The sequence below is a fragment of the Aromatoleum toluclasticum ATCC 700605 genome (assembly GCF_000378245.1).
Taxonomy (GTDB): Bacteria; Pseudomonadota; Gammaproteobacteria; order Burkholderiales; family Rhodocyclaceae; genus Aromatoleum; species Aromatoleum toluclasticum.
Map to the genome: position 1 here is coordinate 81,149 of NZ_KB899505.1, position 15,861 is coordinate 97,009.

The window sequence follows — 15,861 nt, forward strand, 5'->3', positions numbered from 1 at the left end:
GATCGCGCTTATTCAACGACGATCTTGCCGAACATGCCCTGATCCTTGTGATCCTCGATCGTGCAGATGACGTCGAACTCGCCCTTGTTCACGGTGACGAAGAAGAGCTCGACCGAACCGCCGTTCTTGTAGGCCTCGACAGCCGTGAAGTACGGCGCCTTGATCTCTCCGCCATTCGGCTTGGGCGTCTGCACCTTGCGCCACGCGACCGACTTGAAGAACTCCGTCGCGGTGTAATAGTGGTCCTTCTGGCCCACGTTCCTGATCACCAGGCGGTAGGGCTGGCCGGCCTTGAGCTTGAGATCCTGCGGCGTGAAGCTGTACTCGGCGAGCTCGACCGTGATCGTCTCCATCGCGTCCCAGTTGGCGGCCTTCACGATCGCAGCGGCATCGGCGACCGGATCGGCCGCGCCGGCCAGGAACGGAACGGAAAGAACTGCCGCGGCGACAAGAGAGATGAGGGACGTGCGCATACGGGCTTGCTCCAGGGTAAGCGGGCGGCTCTTTGGCGCCGGCCGGGTTTGACGATGCCGGATCGACTTGCGTGCATCGACGGCGCGGGCCGCAAGCACACGGGCATTTGATGACCCTGAAATTGTATCAATTAAATGCGATGACAACGTCGACTGACGGGCTGCCCCGCCGCGTACATTCAGTGGCGCCGCGCGCGGACGCGCGGGTCGCCACGCAGCAAGGAGCGTAGAATCCGCCCCTACAACCGCCGGCCTCCCGCATTTGACCGTCAGACCGCCATGAGCAACCTTCAAGCCCGAATCTACCTCGCCTCGCGCAGCCCTCGCCGGCGCGAACTCCTGCGCCAGATCGGCGTGCATTTCGACCTGCTGGTATTCCGCGGCACGGAGCGTGGCGCGGACGCCGACGTCGACGAAACGCCGCTGCCTGACGAGAACGTGGAACACTACGTCGAGCGGGTCGCGCTCACCAAGGCCCAGGCCGGCTGCAGACGCCTGCAATGGCGCACGCTGCCGCAGCACCCGGTCTTGTCCGCGGACACCACGCTGGAGCTCGACGGCGAGATCATCGGCAAGCCGGCCGACGCCGCCGATGCCGCGGCCATCCTGCGCCGCCTTTCGGGACGCACGCATCGCGTGCTGACCGCGGTGGCGATCAGCGACGGTGCGCGCACGCGCAGCTCCATCAGCACCAGCGAAGTGCGTTTCCGCGCCCTGACCGACGCGGAGATCCGCCACTACGTCGCCTCTGGCGAACCGATGGACAAGGCCGGCGCATACGGCATCCAGGGGCGCGCCGCGATCTTCATCGAGGAGATCCGCGGCAGCTACACCGGAATCATGGGCCTGCCGCTGTACGAGACCGCGCAGCTCCTCGACGCCTTCGGCCATCCCCTGTAAGCTCGGCAGGTTCCCGCCCGGCGTTTGCCGGGCCGCACCCTCGATGGGCAATGCGCAATCGGTGCCTCACGTCTGCGCTTGCGCATTTCCCATTGGCAGCCATTTCATGAGCATCGAATTCCTCATCAACTTCACGCCGCAGGAGACGCGCGTAGCGATCGTCGAACAGGGTGTAGTGCAGGAGCTGCACGTCGAGCGCACCGCCAGCCGCGGCATCGTCGGCAACATCTACCTCGGCAAGGTCGTGCGCGTGCTGCCGGGCATGCAGTCCGCCTTCATCGACATCGGCCTCGAACGCACGGCCTTCCTGCACGTCGCCGACATCTGGAGCGACCGCCACAACGGCGAGGCGGGCAAGCCGATCGAGCGCATCCTCGCGGAGGGGCAGAACCTCACGGTGCAGGTGCTGAAGGACCCGATCGGCACGAAGGGCGCCCGCCTGTCGACGCAGATCAGCATCGCCGGACGCCTGCTCGTGTACCTGCCCCAGGAAAAGCACATCGGCATTTCGCAGCGCATCGAGGACGAGGCCGAGCGCGAGGCGCTGCGCGAGCGGCTCACGCGCCTCGTGCCCGAGGACGAGGCCGGCGGCTTCATCGTGCGCACGATGGCCGAATCCGCGTCCGACGAGGAGCTCGCTTCCGACATCGCCTACCTGCGCAAGCTGTGGGGCGAGATCCGCAACAGCGCGACCGGACGTTTCCCCCCCAGCGTGCTGTACGAGGACCTGAGCCTGGGCCAGCGCGTGCTGCGCGACCTCGTCAATGACGACACCACGCGAATCCTCGTCGACTCGCGCGAGAACTTCCAGAAGCTCACCGCCTTCGCCTCCGAATACAGCCCCAAGGTCCTGCCGCTGCTCGAACACTACGGCGGCGAGCGCCCACTGTTCGACCTGCACAGCGTCGAGGAGGAGATCCAGAAGGCGCTCGCGCGGCGCGTGAACCTCAAGTCCGGCGGCTACCTCATCATCGACCAGACCGAGGCGATGACCACCGTGGACGTGAACACCGGCGGCTTCGTCGGTGCGCGCAACTTCGACGACACGATCTTCAAGACCAACCTCGAGGCCGCGCAGACCATCGCGCGCCAGCTGCGCCTGCGCAACCTCGGCGGCATCATCATCATCGACTTCATCGACATGGAAAACCCCGAGCACCGCGACATGGTGCTCGACGAGTTCCGCAAGGCGCTCGCGCGCGACCACACCAAGATGACGGTCAACGGCTTCACCGCGCTGGGCCTGGTCGAGATGACGCGCAAGCGCACGCGCGAGTCCCTCGCCCACCTGCTGTGCGAGCCCTGCCCGACCTGCGGCGGCCGCGGCGAAGTGAAGACCGCCCGCACCGTGTGCTACGAGATCCTGCGCGAACTGCTGCGCGAGGCGCGCCAGTTCAACGCCCGCGAATTCCGCGTGCTCGCGGCGCCCAACGTGATCGACCTCTTCCTCGACGAGGAGTCGCAGTCGCTCGCGATGCTGTCGGACTTCATCGGCAAGAAGGTCTCGCTGCACCCGGAGGCAAGCTACTCGCAGGAACAGTTCGACATCGTGCTGCTGTGACAGCCCCGGCGACACCCCAAGGCATGGAGCCGACGCCGCACAGCTTCGGCAACGCGCCGCTACGCTACTTCGCCGCCACGCGCCCCGCCTTTCTCACCGTAACGCTGGTCGGCTGCCTGATCGGGCTGGCCGCGGCGCGGGCCGACGGCGTCGCGCTCGATGCGCTGCGTGCGCTCGTGACGGTGCTTTTCGCCTTGCTCGCGCATGCCGGCGCGAACGTCCTCAACGACTACCATGACGCACTCAGTGGCGCCGACGACGCAAACGCCGAGCGGCTCTACCCCTTCACCGGCGGCAGCCGCTTCATCCAGAACGGCGTGCTGACGACGGACCAGACCGCACGCTTCGCCTACGCGCTACTCGGGCTGGTCGTGCCCGCGGGGCTGTGGCTCGCCTACGGTTCAGGGGGCGGCCTGATTGCGATCGGGCTCGCGGGACTCGTCCTTGGCTGGGCCTATTCCGCGCCACCGCTCAGGCTCGCGAGCCGCGGACTGGGCGAATTCGCGATCGCCGGCGCGTGGCTGCTGGTCGTCGTCGGCGCGGACTTCGCACAGCGCGGGGCCTTCGCATGGACGCCCGTCGCGGCGGGACTCTCGTTCGCGCTGCTGGTCGCGAACCTCCTCTTCATCAACCAGTTCCCCGACCGCGCCGGCGACGCAGCCGCCGGCAAGCGCACGCTGGTCGTGCGGCTCGGCGCCGACACCGCGAAATGGGGCTACTTCGCGCTCGCACTCGTGGCCTACGGCTGGCTCGTGCTGCAGGTCGGACGCTACAACCTGCCCCAGGCCTGCGCGGCGGCGGCGCTGACGCTGGTGCTGTCGTTCCATGCGGCGCGCCAGTTGCGCGACCATGCCGACGAGCCGGCCGAACTGCGCCCCGCGATCAAGCTCACGATCGCGGCAGCGAACCTGCACGGCCTGGTGCTCGCCGCAACGCTCGCCTTCGCGCGCCACACCTGATCCCATCTTCGGACCGAATACATGATCGGACGCATCGCCGGCATCCTGCTGGAAAAGAACCCGCCCCAGATCGTCGTCGACGTGCATGGCGTCGGCTACGAAGTCGACGTGCCGATGAGCACCTTCTACGGCCTGCCCGCGACGGGCCAGCCCGTCGCGCTGTTCACCCATCTCGCGGTACGCGAGGACGGCCATTTCCTCTATGGCTTCGCCAGCGCCGACGAGCGCGCGGCCTTCCGCCAGCTGCTGAAGGTCTCGGGCATCGGTGCGCGTACGGCGCTCGCGGTGCTCTCTGGCCTGTCGGTGATGGACCTCGCGCAGGCCGTCGCGCTGCAGGAGGCGGGACGCCTGGTGAAGATCCCCGGCATCGGCAAGAAGACCGCCGAACGCCTGCTGCTGGAGCTGCGCGACAAACTCGGCAAGGCGCTGCCAACGCTGGGGGCGACGGTCTCGGCGGGCGTCGTCGCGGCGGCACCGGATGCGCGCAGCGACATCCTCAACGCGCTGCTCGCGCTCGGCTACAACGAGAAGGAAGCGCTCGGAGCGATGAAGGCGGTACCCGAGGACAGCGGCGTGTCGGACGGCATCCGACTGGCACTCAAGAGCCTGTCGAAGGCCTGAAGCGCCGGCTCGCGCTGCGCTAAACTGCCGCCATGATCGAAACCGACAAGCTGCAGGCTCCGCGCATCATCTCCGCACAAGCCACCGACCGCCAGGAAGACGTGGTCGAGCGCGCGCTGCGCCCAAAGCGCCTGGCCGAATACGTCGGCCAGGCGAAGATCCGCGAACAGCTCGAAATCTTCATCGCCGCAGCCCGCCAGCGCGGCGACGCACTCGACCACGTGCTGCTGTTCGGCCCGCCGGGCCTGGGCAAGACCACGCTCGCGCACATCGTCGCGGCCGAGATGGGCGTGAACCTGCGTTCGACCTCCGGCCCGGTGCTGGAACGGGCCGGCGACCTCGCAGCGCTGCTCACGAACCTCGAACCGCACGACGTCCTCTTCATCGACGAGATCCACCGCCTGTCGCCGGTCGTCGAGGAGATCCTGTACCCCGCGCTGGAAGACTTCCAGATCGACATCATGATCGGCGAAGGCCCGGCCGCGCGCTCGGTGAAGCTGGACCTGCCGCCCTTCACGCTGGTCGGCGCGACGACGCGCGCGGGCATGCTGACAAACCCCCTGCGCGACCGCTTCGGCATCGTGTCGCGGCTGGAGTTCTACACGCCGGAGGAGCTCGCCTACATCGTGAGCCGTTCGGCGCGCCTGCTCGAGGTGACGATCGACGACAGCGGCGCCTTCGAGATCGCGCGCCGCTCGCGCGGCACCCCGCGTATCGCCAACCGCCTGCTGCGCCGCGTGCGCGACTACGCGCAGGTCAAGGCCGACGGCGACATCACCGCGGCCGTCGCCGACGCGGCGCTGCGCATGCTCGATGTCGACCACCTCGGACTCGACCTGATGGACCGCAAGCTGCTGGGGGCCATGCTGGAGAAATTCGCCGGCGGGCCGGTCGGCCTCGACAACCTCGCCGCGGCGATCGGCGAATCGTCCGATACGATCGAGGACGTGCTCGAACCCTACCTGATCCAGCAGGGCTACCTGCAACGCACGCCGCGTGGCCGCATCGCCACCGCGGCGATCTGGGAGCACTTCGGACTTGCACGACCGGGGCGCGGCGACGGAGACCTGTTCGGCGCCTGAGCCCACGCGATGCGCACTTTCATCGCCTTCACGATGACGCTGTGCCTGCTCGGCGGCGCTTGGCTGCTGCAGGGGCCGGCCTTCTTCTGGCCGGACCGCCTCGACCCCTCGCAGGGCGTGTTCCTCAGCGGCCTGTCGGCGCAGCTGCTGGGCGCCGGCCTGCTGGCGATCGCCGGCCTCGGCACAATGGTGATCGCGCGCGCGGCGCGCGGCGTCCGCGGCGCTGCGACACGCGGCTGGCAGCTCCGCTACTTCCTGCTGATCCTGCTTGCGCTAGGCCTCGTCAGCGCGGCCTTCAGTCTCGGCGAGCGCGGGCCGAACCCGGACTGGCGTGCGCCGGGGAGCATTGCTCCCTCTTAGGAATGGACTGTGGGAGCGGCTTCAGCCGCGAATGTGCGCCGATTCGCGGCTGAAGCCGCTCCCACAAGGTCGGGCGAAGGCCCACCGTCCGTCTCAGCCGACCTGAACGGCCAACCCCTTCAGGTATTCCCCCTCCGGCACCGCCAGCCCGATCGGGTGATCCGCTGCGGCCGACAGCCGATGCACGATGCGCGCATCGACACCGGCGTCGCTCGCCGCGCCGGCGACAATCTTCTGGAAGAGCTCCAGGCCGATACCGCCCGAGCACGAGTAGGTCATCAGGATGCCGCCCGGGTTGAGCAGGCGGAAGCCGAAGAGGTTGATGTCCTTGTAGGCACGCGCGGCGCGGTCCGCATGCGCGGCCGAGGGTGCGAACTTCGGCGGATCGAGGACGATGAGGTCGAAAGTCCGCCCCTCGGCCTTCAGCGCGCGGAGCGCCGCGAACACGTCGGCTTCCATCCACTCCGCGCGGTCCGCGTCGAGCTGCGGATTGAGCTCGACATTACGCCGCGCGACTTCCAGCGCCGGCCCCGATGAATCGATTGACAGCACCGACGTCGCGCCGCCCGCGAGCGCCTGCAGCGAGAAGCCGCCCGTGTAGCAGAAGCAGTTCAACACGCTGCGCCCGGCCGCGAGGAGTCCGGTGAGGCGGCGATTGTCGCGCTGGTCGAGGTAGAAGCCGGTCTTGTGGCCGGCGACGACATCAACCTCCATCCGCACGCCGTTCTCGACGATGGTCAGCGCCTCCGCCGGCAACTCGCCATGCACGCAGCCGGTCTTCGGCTCCAGCCCTTCGAGCTTGCGCACATCGGAGTCGGAACGCTCGTACACCGCCTTGCAGCCGGTCGCCTGCGCCAGGCCGGCGACGATCGCGTCGCGCCATTTCTCAGCGCCAGCGCTGGTGAGCTGCACGACGACCACATCGCCGAAACGGTCTGCGATCACGCCCGGCAGGCCGTCCGATTCGCCGTGGATCAGGCGCACGCCGCTCTCGCTCGCGAGCAGGGGATGGGTCGCGCGACGGGCGACCGACTCGGCGACGCGACGCTTGAAGAAGACATGATCGATCGAGACGTCGGGCGCAAAGGTCCACATGCGCGCGCGGATCTGCGACTCGGGCGACCACGCGGCGCGGCCGAGCGGACGGCCATCATCCGCGACGACCTCGACCGTGTCGCCGGGCCGCGCGCGGCCTTCCAGGCGGGCCACGGAGCCCGCGAACACCCACGGGTGGCGGCGCAGGAGCGAGCGCTCCTTGCCGGGATTCAGAACGAGCTTGGACATGGCGAAAACCGCAGAAGGATCAGGCGCGTGAGTTTAAAGCCACACGCGGCCCCCCGCCAGCGAAGCATCCGCAAGGCTGCAGCCCGAACCGCAGTCAGTCCTGCATGCGCTTGCGGATACGATCGGCGGTATCGAGCAGCTCCGGCAGGTCGCGCGAGCCCAGCAAGGCGCCGAAATGCTCGATCGCACGCTGCGTCAGGAACAGGTGTCCGTTGCCGCGGCGCGTGATCCAGCCGAGCTCGACGAGGCGCACGATCTTGCGCCGCACCGTCTCGCGCGGCAGGCCGGTCGCCGCAGCGATCGAATAGGCGTTGCACGGGCGCATGACAGTGGCAAACTTGTCACCATCGACGCCCACGTGCACCTCGCCGCTGTTCTCGAGCGAGCCGATGTTATGCAGCGCGATTTCGCCGAGCAGAAGCGGCAACAGGATGTCGCGCTCGAACTCTTCGAACAGGCGCCTCAGGCTCCGGATCTGGTAACGGGCTAGCAGGATCGCCGCAGTACGCAAGGGCGAGGGGCAGGGGCCCTCCACGACCGCATAGCCCCCCTCTCCGGCATTGAGGCTGTTGGCTTCTGGATTCTTTACAGTACGGCTCATGGCTGCCTTTCTCCCGACGCCCGCAATAGGGCGTAAGGCAGACGTGTCGGGGTGAAACAACGTGGCTCTGTTGGAGCCTTCTTGTTTTGAGCATAGCGCAGACCCGCCCCGCGGCCGGGAATTTCTCTACCCGATTTGGGCAGGATTTCACAACCCGGAATTTATAACCAAATATTTCCGGACGAGTTGCGCCTCAGCGGCGACGCGCGCGCGGATGCGCGGCATCGTAGACTTTTGCAAGGTGCTGGAAATCGAGATGGGTATAGACCTGGGTGCTGCGGATGCTCGCATGGCCGAGCAGTTCCTGCACCGCCCTGAGATCGCCGCTCGATTGCAGCACATGGCTTGCAAAGCTGTGGCGCAGCATGTGTGGATGCACATGCACGCCGAGGCCGCGCATCTGCGCCCAACGCGCCAGGCGCGAGCGGATCGCTCCGGAACTCATGCGCGTGCCGCTGCGCGTGACGAAGAGCGCAGGCTCGTCGTTCCGCGCCAGGGTGCCGCGCTGCGCGAGCCAGGCCGCAAGGGCGGCGACGGCCTGCGTGCCGACCGGCACGGAGCGCATCTTGTTACGCTTTCCGTGCACGGTGACCATGCGTTCGGCGAGATCGAGCGCGGGGCCGACATCGAGCGCCGCGAGCTCCGCAAGACGCAGCCCGGACGAATACAGCAGTTCGAACATCGCGTGGTCGCGCAGCTCCAGGCCATCCCCGGCCTCGGCGTCGAGCAGTGCCTGCGCCTGGTCGGGCGAAAGCGCCTTCGGCAAGGGCTGCGGCGATTTGGGCGGACGCACGCCTTCGGCGGGATTCACGTCCATCTCCCCGCGCTGGCGTATGAACCAGCGGAACAGCCCGCGCCAGGCCGACAACGCGCGCGCGATCGAACGTCCGCCCAGGCCTTCGCCGTGCATGCGCGCGACGAAGCGGCGGATATCGTGGGAGGACAGGGACTGCGGAGCGCGCCCGTCGGCAAGCCGATGCAGACGCTCGAGATCGCGACGGTAGTTCTCCAGCGTCAGCGCGGCAGCGCGCCGCTGGGTCGCGAGATAGCCGAGATAGGCCGCCAGCCACTCTGGCGGCGGTTCCGCGACAACGGCCGGGGCGTCGCGGCCGGCCATGCTCAGCCCAACTGCCGGCTCAGCGCCGCAGCGACGATGTCGCCGATGCGCGAGACGTAGAGGGTGCCCATCTCGGGGTAGAAGCGCTCGCTCTCCTGGCTGCCGAGGGCGAGCAGGCCGAAAGTCTGCGCGTCGCGGCGCAGCGGGATCAGCGCGACCGAGCGCACGTGCGCCGAGGCGTCGCCGAACCATTCGAGCACTTCGAGGTTGAGCGGCGCACCGCAGTGGGGATGGCGCATGTCGCCGGCGAAGAAGCGCACCGCCTCGCTGACCGGCGCGAAATCCTCGCCGTCGCCCGTGAGCACCGAGTTCCAGATGCGCAGCACGACGCTAGGCACCGCGAAATCGTCACGCAGGTTCTCGAACAGCGCGTGGCGCAGGCTTTCGTAGTCCTCCGCCTCAAGCAGCGCGAGCGTCAGGCGATGCACCTTCTCGCCGATCTCGTCGTTTTCCTCGCCAAAGCGGATGAGTTCGGAGAGCTTGCCTTCGAGCAGCCGGATCTTGTCGCGCAGCGCATGCAACTGGCGCTCGGCGAGCGAGATCGCCTGCCCGCCGTGCGGATGGGGCACGGTCAGCTGGGTAAAGAGATCGCCGTGCTCGGCGAGGAAATCCGGATGTTCCTTGAGATATCGTGCGACGTCGGCTGCATTCATGGAAAGACCGCTCCCTGCGGACGGTTCGCGTCCGCGCGTGTTCATTGGCAACCGGGCCGGCGCGTGGATTGCACGGCGCCGCCCGGCCAGATCATGCGAGTTCGATCTCGCCTGCAAATACCGTCACAGCCGGCCCGGTCATCAGCACCGGTTCGCCGACACCCGCCCACGCGATCTCCAGTTCGCCGCCGCGCGTCTCCACGCGCACCGGCGAGGCCAGCAGCTCGCGCCGAATGCCCGCGACCACCGCCGCGCACGCGCCCGTGCCGCAGGCGAGCGTCTCGCCGGCACCGCGCTCATATACGCGCAGGCGGATGCGCTGCTCATCCACCACCTGCATGAAGCCGGCATTGACGCGGGCGGGGAAGCGCGCGTGCTTCTCGATCAGCGGCCCCTGCACGGCCACCGGCGCGGCGTCGACGTCGGCAACGACCTGTACCGCGTGCGGGTTGCCCATCGACACGGCGGTGATCGCGACCGGCACGCCGGCGACGTCGAGCGGCTGCACGACGGCGTCCGAATCCGAGACGAAGGGCACGCGCGCCGGCTCGAACACCGGCACGCCCATGTCGACCGTGACAAGCCCGCTGTCCTCGAGGCGCGGCGCGATCACGCCGGACTTCGTCTCGACGCGGATCTCGCGCTTCGCCGTGAGCCCCTGCTCATGCACGAAGCGCACGAAGCAGCGCGCGCCGTTGCCGCACTGCTCGACCTCGCCGCCGTCGGCGTTGAAGATGCGATAGCGGAAGTCCACGCCCGCCTGCCCGGCCGGCTCGACGACCAGCAGCTGGTCGCAGCCGACGCCGAAATGGCGGTCGGCGAGGAAGCGGACACGCTCGGGCGTGAGTTCGACGTGCTGGCGCACGGCGTCGATGACGACGAAGTCGTTGCCGAGGCCGTGCATTTTGGCGAAGCGCAGGTGCATGGAAGGTGTTCCGCTCAGAAGGTTCGAATCGGCGCGAGCCGAACTTTGGGATTCTCGCGCAGCATCCGGGGGGAGTCCAGCGACGCACGGCAATGCCTTGCCTCCTGCCCCAAAACACGCGCGATTGCGTGGGAGCGGCTTCAGCCGCGAATGGGCGCCGATTCGCGGCTGAAGCCGCTCCCACAGGGCAAGACATCACGGGCGCGCCTGTTCATGACGATGACCATGATTGTTCGGTGGCCGACGCCGCTCCCACAGTGCAATTCCGCGTCGGTGCTGCGTCGCTTGCCCCTGCTCAGTACGGCCGCTTCTCCCCCGGCGGGCGCGTCTTGAAGCGCCGATGCACCCAGTAATACTGCTCCGGCATCGTGCGCACGACCGACTCGATCCACTGGTTCATGCGCAGCGTGTCGGCCTCGACATCCTCGGTCGGGAAATCCGCCCAGGGCTCGCCCAGCCGCGTCACGTAGCCCTTGCCGCCCGGCAGCATCTCGGTCACGACCGGCACGACCGCCGCGCGCGCGAGGCGCGACAGGCGCGACAGGCCGGTGATCGTCGCCGCCGGCACGCCGAAGAAGGGCACGAAGATCGAGTCCTCGCGCCCGTAATCCATGTCCGGCAAATAGTAGAACGGCCGCCCCGCCTTCATCGCCTTCACGGTGCCGCGCACGCCGTCCTGGCGCGACAGCAGCAGCTGGTCGCCGAAGCGGCTGCGGCCGTGGAACAGCCAGCGGTCGAACACCGGGTTGTTCTGGCGCGCATAGACGCTCACGCTGTTGAACTCCATCGCGAAGCGCGCGCCGCCGATGTCGAGGCCGAGGAAGTGCGGCGCCAGCAGCAGCACCGGACGCCCCGCGGCGATCAGGGCATCGACGTGCTCGCGCCCTTCGAGCCGGATCAAGCCCTTCAGGCGCTCCTCGCTCGCCCACCACAGCAGCCCGCGCTCGAGCATGCTACGGCCCAGCGCGTGGAAGTGCGCCCGGGCGATACGCGCGCGCTCCGCCTCCGTCATCGCCGGAAAACACAGGCGCAGGTTCACGTTCACGATGTGGCGGCGCCGGCCCGCGAAGCGATAGAGCAGCTCGCCGACCGCGCCCCCGATGCGCGCCTGCACGCCCAGCGGCAGCCAGTGCAGCAGCCAGAACACCGCCACGGCGATCGAGCTCGCCATGCGCGCCATCATCGTTCGCCCTCCGGCGCCGGCACGCCCGACGGGCGCTTGTAGCGGTTGTAGCCCCACAGGTACTGCGCCGGACCCGCCAGGATCAGGCGCTCGATCTCGCGGTTGATCACGACGCAGCGCTCCTCCAGCGAACCGGCGATCGGCTCGACCGGCTCGGAAATGCGCACCACGTAGCCCTCGCCGCGCGGCAGGCGCTCGGTCCAGATCATCAGCACCTTCACGCCCTTGACCTCGGACAGGCGCGCCGCGAGCGTCATCGTCCACGCCTGCTTGCCGAAGAAGGGCGCCCACACGCCCTCGCCCTGTCCCGGCGCCTGGTCGGGCAGCATGCCGACCATCTCGCCGCTCCTGAGCGCCTTCACGAGACGGCGCACGCCCGACACATCGGCCGGCGCAACGCGGATCTCGCCGCGTGCGCGCCCCGCCTCCATCAGCGGCCCCAGCGCGCCCTTGCGCGGCGGGCGGAACAGCACGGTGATCGGTCCGTGCGTCGAACAGTACTGCGCGCACATCTCGAAGCAGCCGAGATGCGGCGTCAGGAACAGGACGCTGGCGCCCTCGGCGCGCGCGCGCTCGATCAGCTCGCGCCCTTCGACGCGCACGACGCGCGACAGCACCTCGTCCTGCGGGCGCAGCCACACGTAAGGCAGCTCCAGCGCCTGCCGGCCGGCCTCGGCGATGGCAGCCTGCAGCAGCGCCGGATCGGTACGGCCGACCGCGTTCGCGAGATTGGCCTCGAGCCTGCGCGCGTAGGACGGCGAGAAGCGCCACGTCAGCCAGCCGGCCCAGCCGCCGAGGCGGTGCAGCCAGGCGAGCGGCAGTCGCGCGAGAATCCGGAAGAGTAGATTGACGATCACGGGCGAAGGGCCGGATCGCGGGCAGGAAGTCCGCACGATTGACCGGCCGGGTCCAAAGACTATAATTATCGCCTAGCCGCCGAGTTAATACGACAACTTGCAGGGCGGCGCCCGAACGTACCTGAGCGGTCGAGGCAAACAAATACTGCTAAAGCGTCGCCTGCTCGACGAAATCCCCCGAGCCGGCCACGACGCCGGAACACTCTGGGGATTTTTGTTTTCAGGAGCAGTGCATGAGCAGGGAATTCCTCTTCACCTCGGAATCGGTTTCCGAAGGCCATCCCGACAAGGTCGCCGACCAGGTTTCCGACGGCGTCCTCGACGCGATCCTCGCCGAAGACCCGAAGGCGCGCGTCGCCTGCGAGACGCTGGTGTCGACCGGCCTCGTCGTGATCTCGGGCGAGATCACGACCACCGCCCACCCGAACTACCGCGAGATCGCGCAGGAAGTCATCCGCCGCATCGGCTACGACAACTCCGACATCGGCTTCGACTACAAGAGCTGCGCGGTGCTGGCCGCGATCAACCGCCAGTCCGCGGATATCGCGCAGGGCGTCAATGAAGGCGAAGGCCTGGACCTCGACCAGGGCGCCGGCGACCAGGGCCTGATGTTCGGCTACGCGTGCAGCGAGACCCCGTCGCTGATGCCGCTGCCCATTTATTATGCGCACCGCATCATGCAGCGCCAGGCCGAACTGCGCAAGGACGGTCGCCTGCCCTGGCTGCGCCCGGACGCGAAGAGCCAGCTCACCGTGAAGTACGTCGACGGCAAGCCGGTCGCGATCGACACCGTGGTCGTGTCGACGCAGCACAGCCCGGAAGTCTCGCACGCGCAGATCGCCGAGGCCGTCATCGAGGAGATCATCAAGCCGGTGCTGCCAAAGGAACTGATGAAGGGCGAGGTGCGCTACCTGATCAACCCGACCGGCCGCTTCGTCATCGGCGGCCCGCACGGCGACTGCGGCCTGACCGGCCGCAAGATCATCGTCGACACCTACGGCGGCGCGGCCCACCACGGCGGCGGCGCCTTCTCGGGCAAGGATCCGTCGAAGGTCGACCGCTCGGCCGCCTATGCCGGCCGCTGGGTCGCCAAGAACATCGTCGCGGCCGGCCTCGCCGAGCGCTGCGAAGTGCAGGTCGCCTACGCGATCGGCGTCGCCAAGCCGGTGTCGATGATGGTCGAAACCTTCGGCACCGGCAAGATCGCCGACGAGAAGATCGCCGAGCTGGTGCAGCGTCACTTCGACCTGCGCCCGAAGGCGATCATCCAGGGCCTCGACCTGCTGCGCCCGATTTATGGCAAGACGGCCGCCTACGGCCACTTCGGCCGCGACGAGCCGGAATTCACCTGGGAAAACACCGACAAGGCCGCCGCGCTGCGCGCCGACGCCGGGCTGTAAGCCCGCAGGCCGGGACGGCCACCAGGCCATCCCGGCGTTCCACCGCGGCCGAGTGACACACTCCTCACCCGACCCACGATGCCAGGACACGGCGCAGCGGTTCGGTTTATCCTCGCATTTGCCCGGCATTCCCGCGACGGCGACAAGGCCGGCCGCGAACCACCCGACGAGAGAAGCTCGCGTCACGGCCCCACAGACGGCAACAAGCCGCGCCCGGACGTTCGATCAAGACACCGGACAGACGAAGTCTTTGGAGCGTTCGTTGCCACCACAACCCTTTCTCGGGTCATTGCGCCTGCGTATCGTCCGCACGGCACCCGAGCCGCTCTGCCGCCTCCTGATGGCCGCGAGCGGCCTCCTCGCGCTGGAACTCGATCCGCCGGACTTCACGATCGCACCGTCCGCGATCGCCCCCCTGCTCCTCGGCTATCTGCTCTTCGCCGCATGGCTGCTCGCGCGGGAGCTCCGGGGACTGCGGGCACTCGCGCATGCCGCATGGGCGGACCTCGCATGGTGCCTCGCACTTACCGCGGTAAGCGGCGGCACCAGCAGCGTGCTGTTCTTCTTCCTGCTGTTGCCGATCATGTCCCACGCCTTCCGGGACGGCTATTCGGCCGGCTGGACGATGACGTGGGTGACGACCGCCGGCTTTCTCGCGGTGGGGCTGCCGACCTCGCCGGGAGGCATCCTGTTCGAGGTCAACCGCGCCATGATCCGGCCCCTCACGCTGCTGATCCTGGGCTACATGATCGCGCGCGAGGGCGGCGTGCAGATCGGCGCGCGCAAGCGGCTGTCGCTGCTCGCCCGCATCGACACCGTGGCGAACCCCCGTTTCGGCGTCGACCGTACCCTGCTCAACGCCGCCGAACAGCTGCGGACAGCCTACGGCGTGCGCGAATGCCTGATCGTACTGCAGCACACGGACTCCGGCGGATGCATCCTCGCCCGTGCCACCGCGGACCACCCCGCAACGGAAACGCTACCGCCCCTTGTGGCCGCCCCGCTCCTGACGCTGCCGCAGGAAGCACTCATCGTGTATTCGCCTCGGGGCCAGCACTGCCTCGGCGCTTCCACCGAAGCAGTGCTCCCGCACTGTCAGGGGCTCGGCGATCTCCTCGAAACACAGGCATTCGCATCGGTACCGATGAGCCATGGCGGTCGATCCGAAGGCCGGATATTCCTCGTGGGCGACGTGCTCCCACCCTTCGACGACGCGGAGCTGAAATTCCTCGCCGAGGCCGGCATGCACCTGGCTCACATCGTCGAAAAAGTCGCCCTCCTCGACCGCCTGGCCTCGCTCGCCGCCGAGCGCGAACGGCGACGCATGGCGCACGATCTCCACGACCGCGCGATCCAGCCCTACCTCGGCCTGCAGCTGGGCCTCGAGGCCGCCCTGCGGCGGCCGGAATGCCCGCCGGCCCTCGTCGATGAACTGCGCGGATTGCAGCGGCTCGCCCACCAGAGCGCCGGCGAACTGCGCACCATGCTCGACGGCCGACGCGTGGAATCGCCGGACGAGGACCTCCTGCGCGACTCGATCGCCCGGCTCACGCAGGAGTACCGCGACCGCTTCAGCATCGAGCTTGCCTGCGACTGCCCGTCGGGATTCAAGGTCAACGACCGGCTTGCCGTCGACCTCGTCGGCCTGATCAGCGAAGGCCTGAGCAACGTCCGTCGCCACACCGCCTCGCGCTGGGCAAGGCTTTCCCTGCAGGACGATGGCGGGACGTTGCGCCTCGCCCTGACCAACGAACGCCCCCCGTGGGGCGGCACCGATTTCGTGCCGAAATCGATCCGGAACCGCGCACGCGAGCTCGGCGGCGACGCCCGGGTGGACCAGGGCACGGCCACCGAGACCACCGTTCGCGTCCATATTCCCTTGTGA

Annotated in this window: 16 protein-coding genes; 8 read left to right on the top strand and 8 right to left on the bottom strand. The window is 68.3% G+C overall.

The window, feature by feature from the left end; all coding sequences use genetic code 11:
• Positions 1-8: 8 nt before the first annotated feature.
• Complete coding sequence (locus F464_RS0121150; protein ID WP_018991857.1) at positions 9-473, bottom strand: cupredoxin domain-containing protein; 465 nt, start codon at positions 471-473, stop codon at positions 9-11.
• A gap of 279 nt (positions 474-752) precedes the next feature.
• Between F464_RS0121150 and F464_RS0121155 the strand changes: the two genes are divergently transcribed.
• The 6 genes from F464_RS0121155 (at position 753) to F464_RS0121180 (ending at position 5,956) form a co-directional block, all read left to right on the top strand.
• The gene (locus F464_RS0121155) at positions 753-1,373 is read left to right on the top strand and encodes a Maf family protein (protein WP_018991858.1); all 621 of its coding nucleotides are present in this window, start codon (positions 753-755) and stop codon (positions 1,371-1,373) included.
• A 106-nt stretch (positions 1,374-1,479) separates the two neighbouring features.
• Positions 1,480-2,934 (top strand): ribonuclease G, encoded by a 1,455-nt coding sequence (rng, locus tag F464_RS0121160; RefSeq protein ID WP_018991859.1) that lies wholly within the window; start codon positions 1,480-1,482, stop codon positions 2,932-2,934.
• Positions 2,935-2,957: 23 nt separating this feature from the next.
• Positions 2,958-3,893 carry a prenyltransferase gene (locus F464_RS0121165; protein ID WP_018991860.1) on the top strand — a complete coding sequence of 312 codons (936 nt, stop codon included), beginning with the start codon at positions 2,958-2,960 and terminating at the stop codon, positions 3,891-3,893.
• Between the two features lie 21 nt (positions 3,894-3,914).
• The gene (gene ruvA / locus F464_RS0121170) at positions 3,915-4,514 is read left to right on the top strand and encodes a Holliday junction branch migration protein RuvA (protein ID WP_018991861.1); all 600 of its coding nucleotides are present in this window, start codon (positions 3,915-3,917) and stop codon (positions 4,512-4,514) included.
• Between the two features lie 32 nt (positions 4,515-4,546).
• The gene (gene ruvB / locus F464_RS0121175) at positions 4,547-5,596 is read left to right on the top strand and encodes a Holliday junction branch migration DNA helicase RuvB (protein WP_018991862.1); all 1,050 of its coding nucleotides are present in this window, start codon (positions 4,547-4,549) and stop codon (positions 5,594-5,596) included.
• 9 nt (positions 5,597-5,605) lie between these two features.
• Entirely contained in the window at positions 5,606-5,956 is a 351-nt protein-coding gene (locus F464_RS0121180) for a hypothetical protein (RefSeq protein ID WP_018991863.1), read from the top strand.
• 93 nt (positions 5,957-6,049) lie between these two features.
• Here the strand turns inward: F464_RS0121180 and F464_RS0121185 are convergent, their stop codons facing one another.
• From F464_RS0121185 to F464_RS0121215, 7 genes are all read right to left on the bottom strand, one after another.
• Positions 6,050-7,240 carry a class I SAM-dependent rRNA methyltransferase gene (locus F464_RS0121185; RefSeq protein ID WP_018991864.1) on the bottom strand — a complete coding sequence of 397 codons (1,191 nt, stop codon included), beginning with the start codon at positions 7,238-7,240 and terminating at the stop codon, positions 6,050-6,052.
• A 94-nt stretch (positions 7,241-7,334) separates the two neighbouring features.
• Positions 7,335-7,841, bottom strand: a complete 507-nt coding sequence (locus F464_RS0121190; RefSeq protein ID WP_018991865.1) for an IclR family transcriptional regulator — start codon at positions 7,839-7,841, stop codon at positions 7,335-7,337.
• Positions 7,842-8,034: 193 nt separating this feature from the next.
• Positions 8,035-8,958 (bottom strand): tyrosine recombinase XerC, encoded by a 924-nt coding sequence (gene xerC, locus F464_RS0121195; protein WP_018991866.1) that lies wholly within the window; start codon positions 8,956-8,958, stop codon positions 8,035-8,037.
• Between the two features lie 2 nt (positions 8,959-8,960).
• The gene (locus tag F464_RS0121200; RefSeq protein WP_018991867.1) at positions 8,961-9,611 is read right to left on the bottom strand and encodes a DUF484 family protein; all 651 of its coding nucleotides are present in this window, start codon (positions 9,609-9,611) and stop codon (positions 8,961-8,963) included.
• Between the two features lie 91 nt (positions 9,612-9,702).
• Positions 9,703-10,536: a diaminopimelate epimerase gene (dapF, locus tag F464_RS0121205; RefSeq protein ID WP_018991868.1), complete on the bottom strand. Its 834-nt coding sequence runs from the start codon at positions 10,534-10,536 to the stop codon at positions 9,703-9,705.
• Between the two features lie 295 nt (positions 10,537-10,831).
• On the bottom strand, positions 10,832-11,716 hold the full coding sequence (locus F464_RS0121210; protein ID WP_018991869.1) for a lysophospholipid acyltransferase family protein: 885 nt from the start codon (positions 11,714-11,716) through the stop codon (positions 10,832-10,834).
• Positions 11,716-12,576, bottom strand: coding sequence for a lysophospholipid acyltransferase family protein (locus F464_RS0121215; RefSeq protein WP_018991870.1), 861 nt, complete (start codon positions 12,574-12,576; stop codon positions 11,716-11,718). Before F464_RS0121215 ends, F464_RS0121210 begins: the two co-directional genes overlap by 1 nt.
• 233 nt (positions 12,577-12,809) lie before the next feature.
• Between F464_RS0121215 and metK the strand changes: the two genes are divergently transcribed.
• Positions 12,810-13,976, top strand: coding sequence for a methionine adenosyltransferase (metK, locus tag F464_RS0121220; RefSeq protein ID WP_018991871.1), 1,167 nt, complete (start codon positions 12,810-12,812; stop codon positions 13,974-13,976).
• Positions 13,977-14,238: 262 nt separating this feature from the next.
• Positions 14,239-15,861, top strand: coding sequence for a sensor histidine kinase (locus tag F464_RS0121225; protein WP_157354026.1), 1,623 nt, complete (start codon positions 14,239-14,241; stop codon positions 15,859-15,861).

Bases quoted from the DNA above. Each gene is read 5' to 3' on its own strand.
- F464_RS0121150 (WP_018991857.1), bottom strand. From the start codon at position 473: ATGCGCACGTCCCTCATCTCTCTTGTCGCCGCGGCAGTTCTTTCCGTT.
- F464_RS0121155 (WP_018991858.1), top strand. From the start codon at position 753: ATGAGCAACCTTCAAGCCCGAATCTACCTCGCCTCGCGCAGCCCTCGC.
- rng (WP_018991859.1), top strand. From the start codon at position 1,480: ATGAGCATCGAATTCCTCATCAACTTCACGCCGCAGGAGACGCGCGTA.
- F464_RS0121165 (WP_018991860.1), top strand. From the start codon at position 2,958: ATGGAGCCGACGCCGCACAGCTTCGGCAACGCGCCGCTACGCTACTTC.
- ruvA (WP_018991861.1), top strand. From the start codon at position 3,915: ATGATCGGACGCATCGCCGGCATCCTGCTGGAAAAGAACCCGCCCCAG.
- ruvB (WP_018991862.1), top strand. From the start codon at position 4,547: ATGATCGAAACCGACAAGCTGCAGGCTCCGCGCATCATCTCCGCACAA.
- F464_RS0121180 (WP_018991863.1), top strand. From the start codon at position 5,606: ATGCGCACTTTCATCGCCTTCACGATGACGCTGTGCCTGCTCGGCGGC.
- F464_RS0121185 (WP_018991864.1), bottom strand. From the start codon at position 7,240: ATGTCCAAGCTCGTTCTGAATCCCGGCAAGGAGCGCTCGCTCCTGCGC.
- F464_RS0121190 (WP_018991865.1), bottom strand. From the start codon at position 7,841: ATGAGCCGTACTGTAAAGAATCCAGAAGCCAACAGCCTCAATGCCGGA.
- xerC (WP_018991866.1), bottom strand. From the start codon at position 8,958: ATGGCCGGCCGCGACGCCCCGGCCGTTGTCGCGGAACCGCCGCCAGAG.
- F464_RS0121200 (WP_018991867.1), bottom strand. From the start codon at position 9,611: ATGAATGCAGCCGACGTCGCACGATATCTCAAGGAACATCCGGATTTC.
- dapF (WP_018991868.1), bottom strand. From the start codon at position 10,536: ATGCACCTGCGCTTCGCCAAAATGCACGGCCTCGGCAACGACTTCGTC.
- F464_RS0121210 (WP_018991869.1), bottom strand. From the start codon at position 11,716: ATGGCGCGCATGGCGAGCTCGATCGCCGTGGCGGTGTTCTGGCTGCTG.
- metK (WP_018991871.1), top strand. From the start codon at position 12,810: ATGAGCAGGGAATTCCTCTTCACCTCGGAATCGGTTTCCGAAGGCCAT.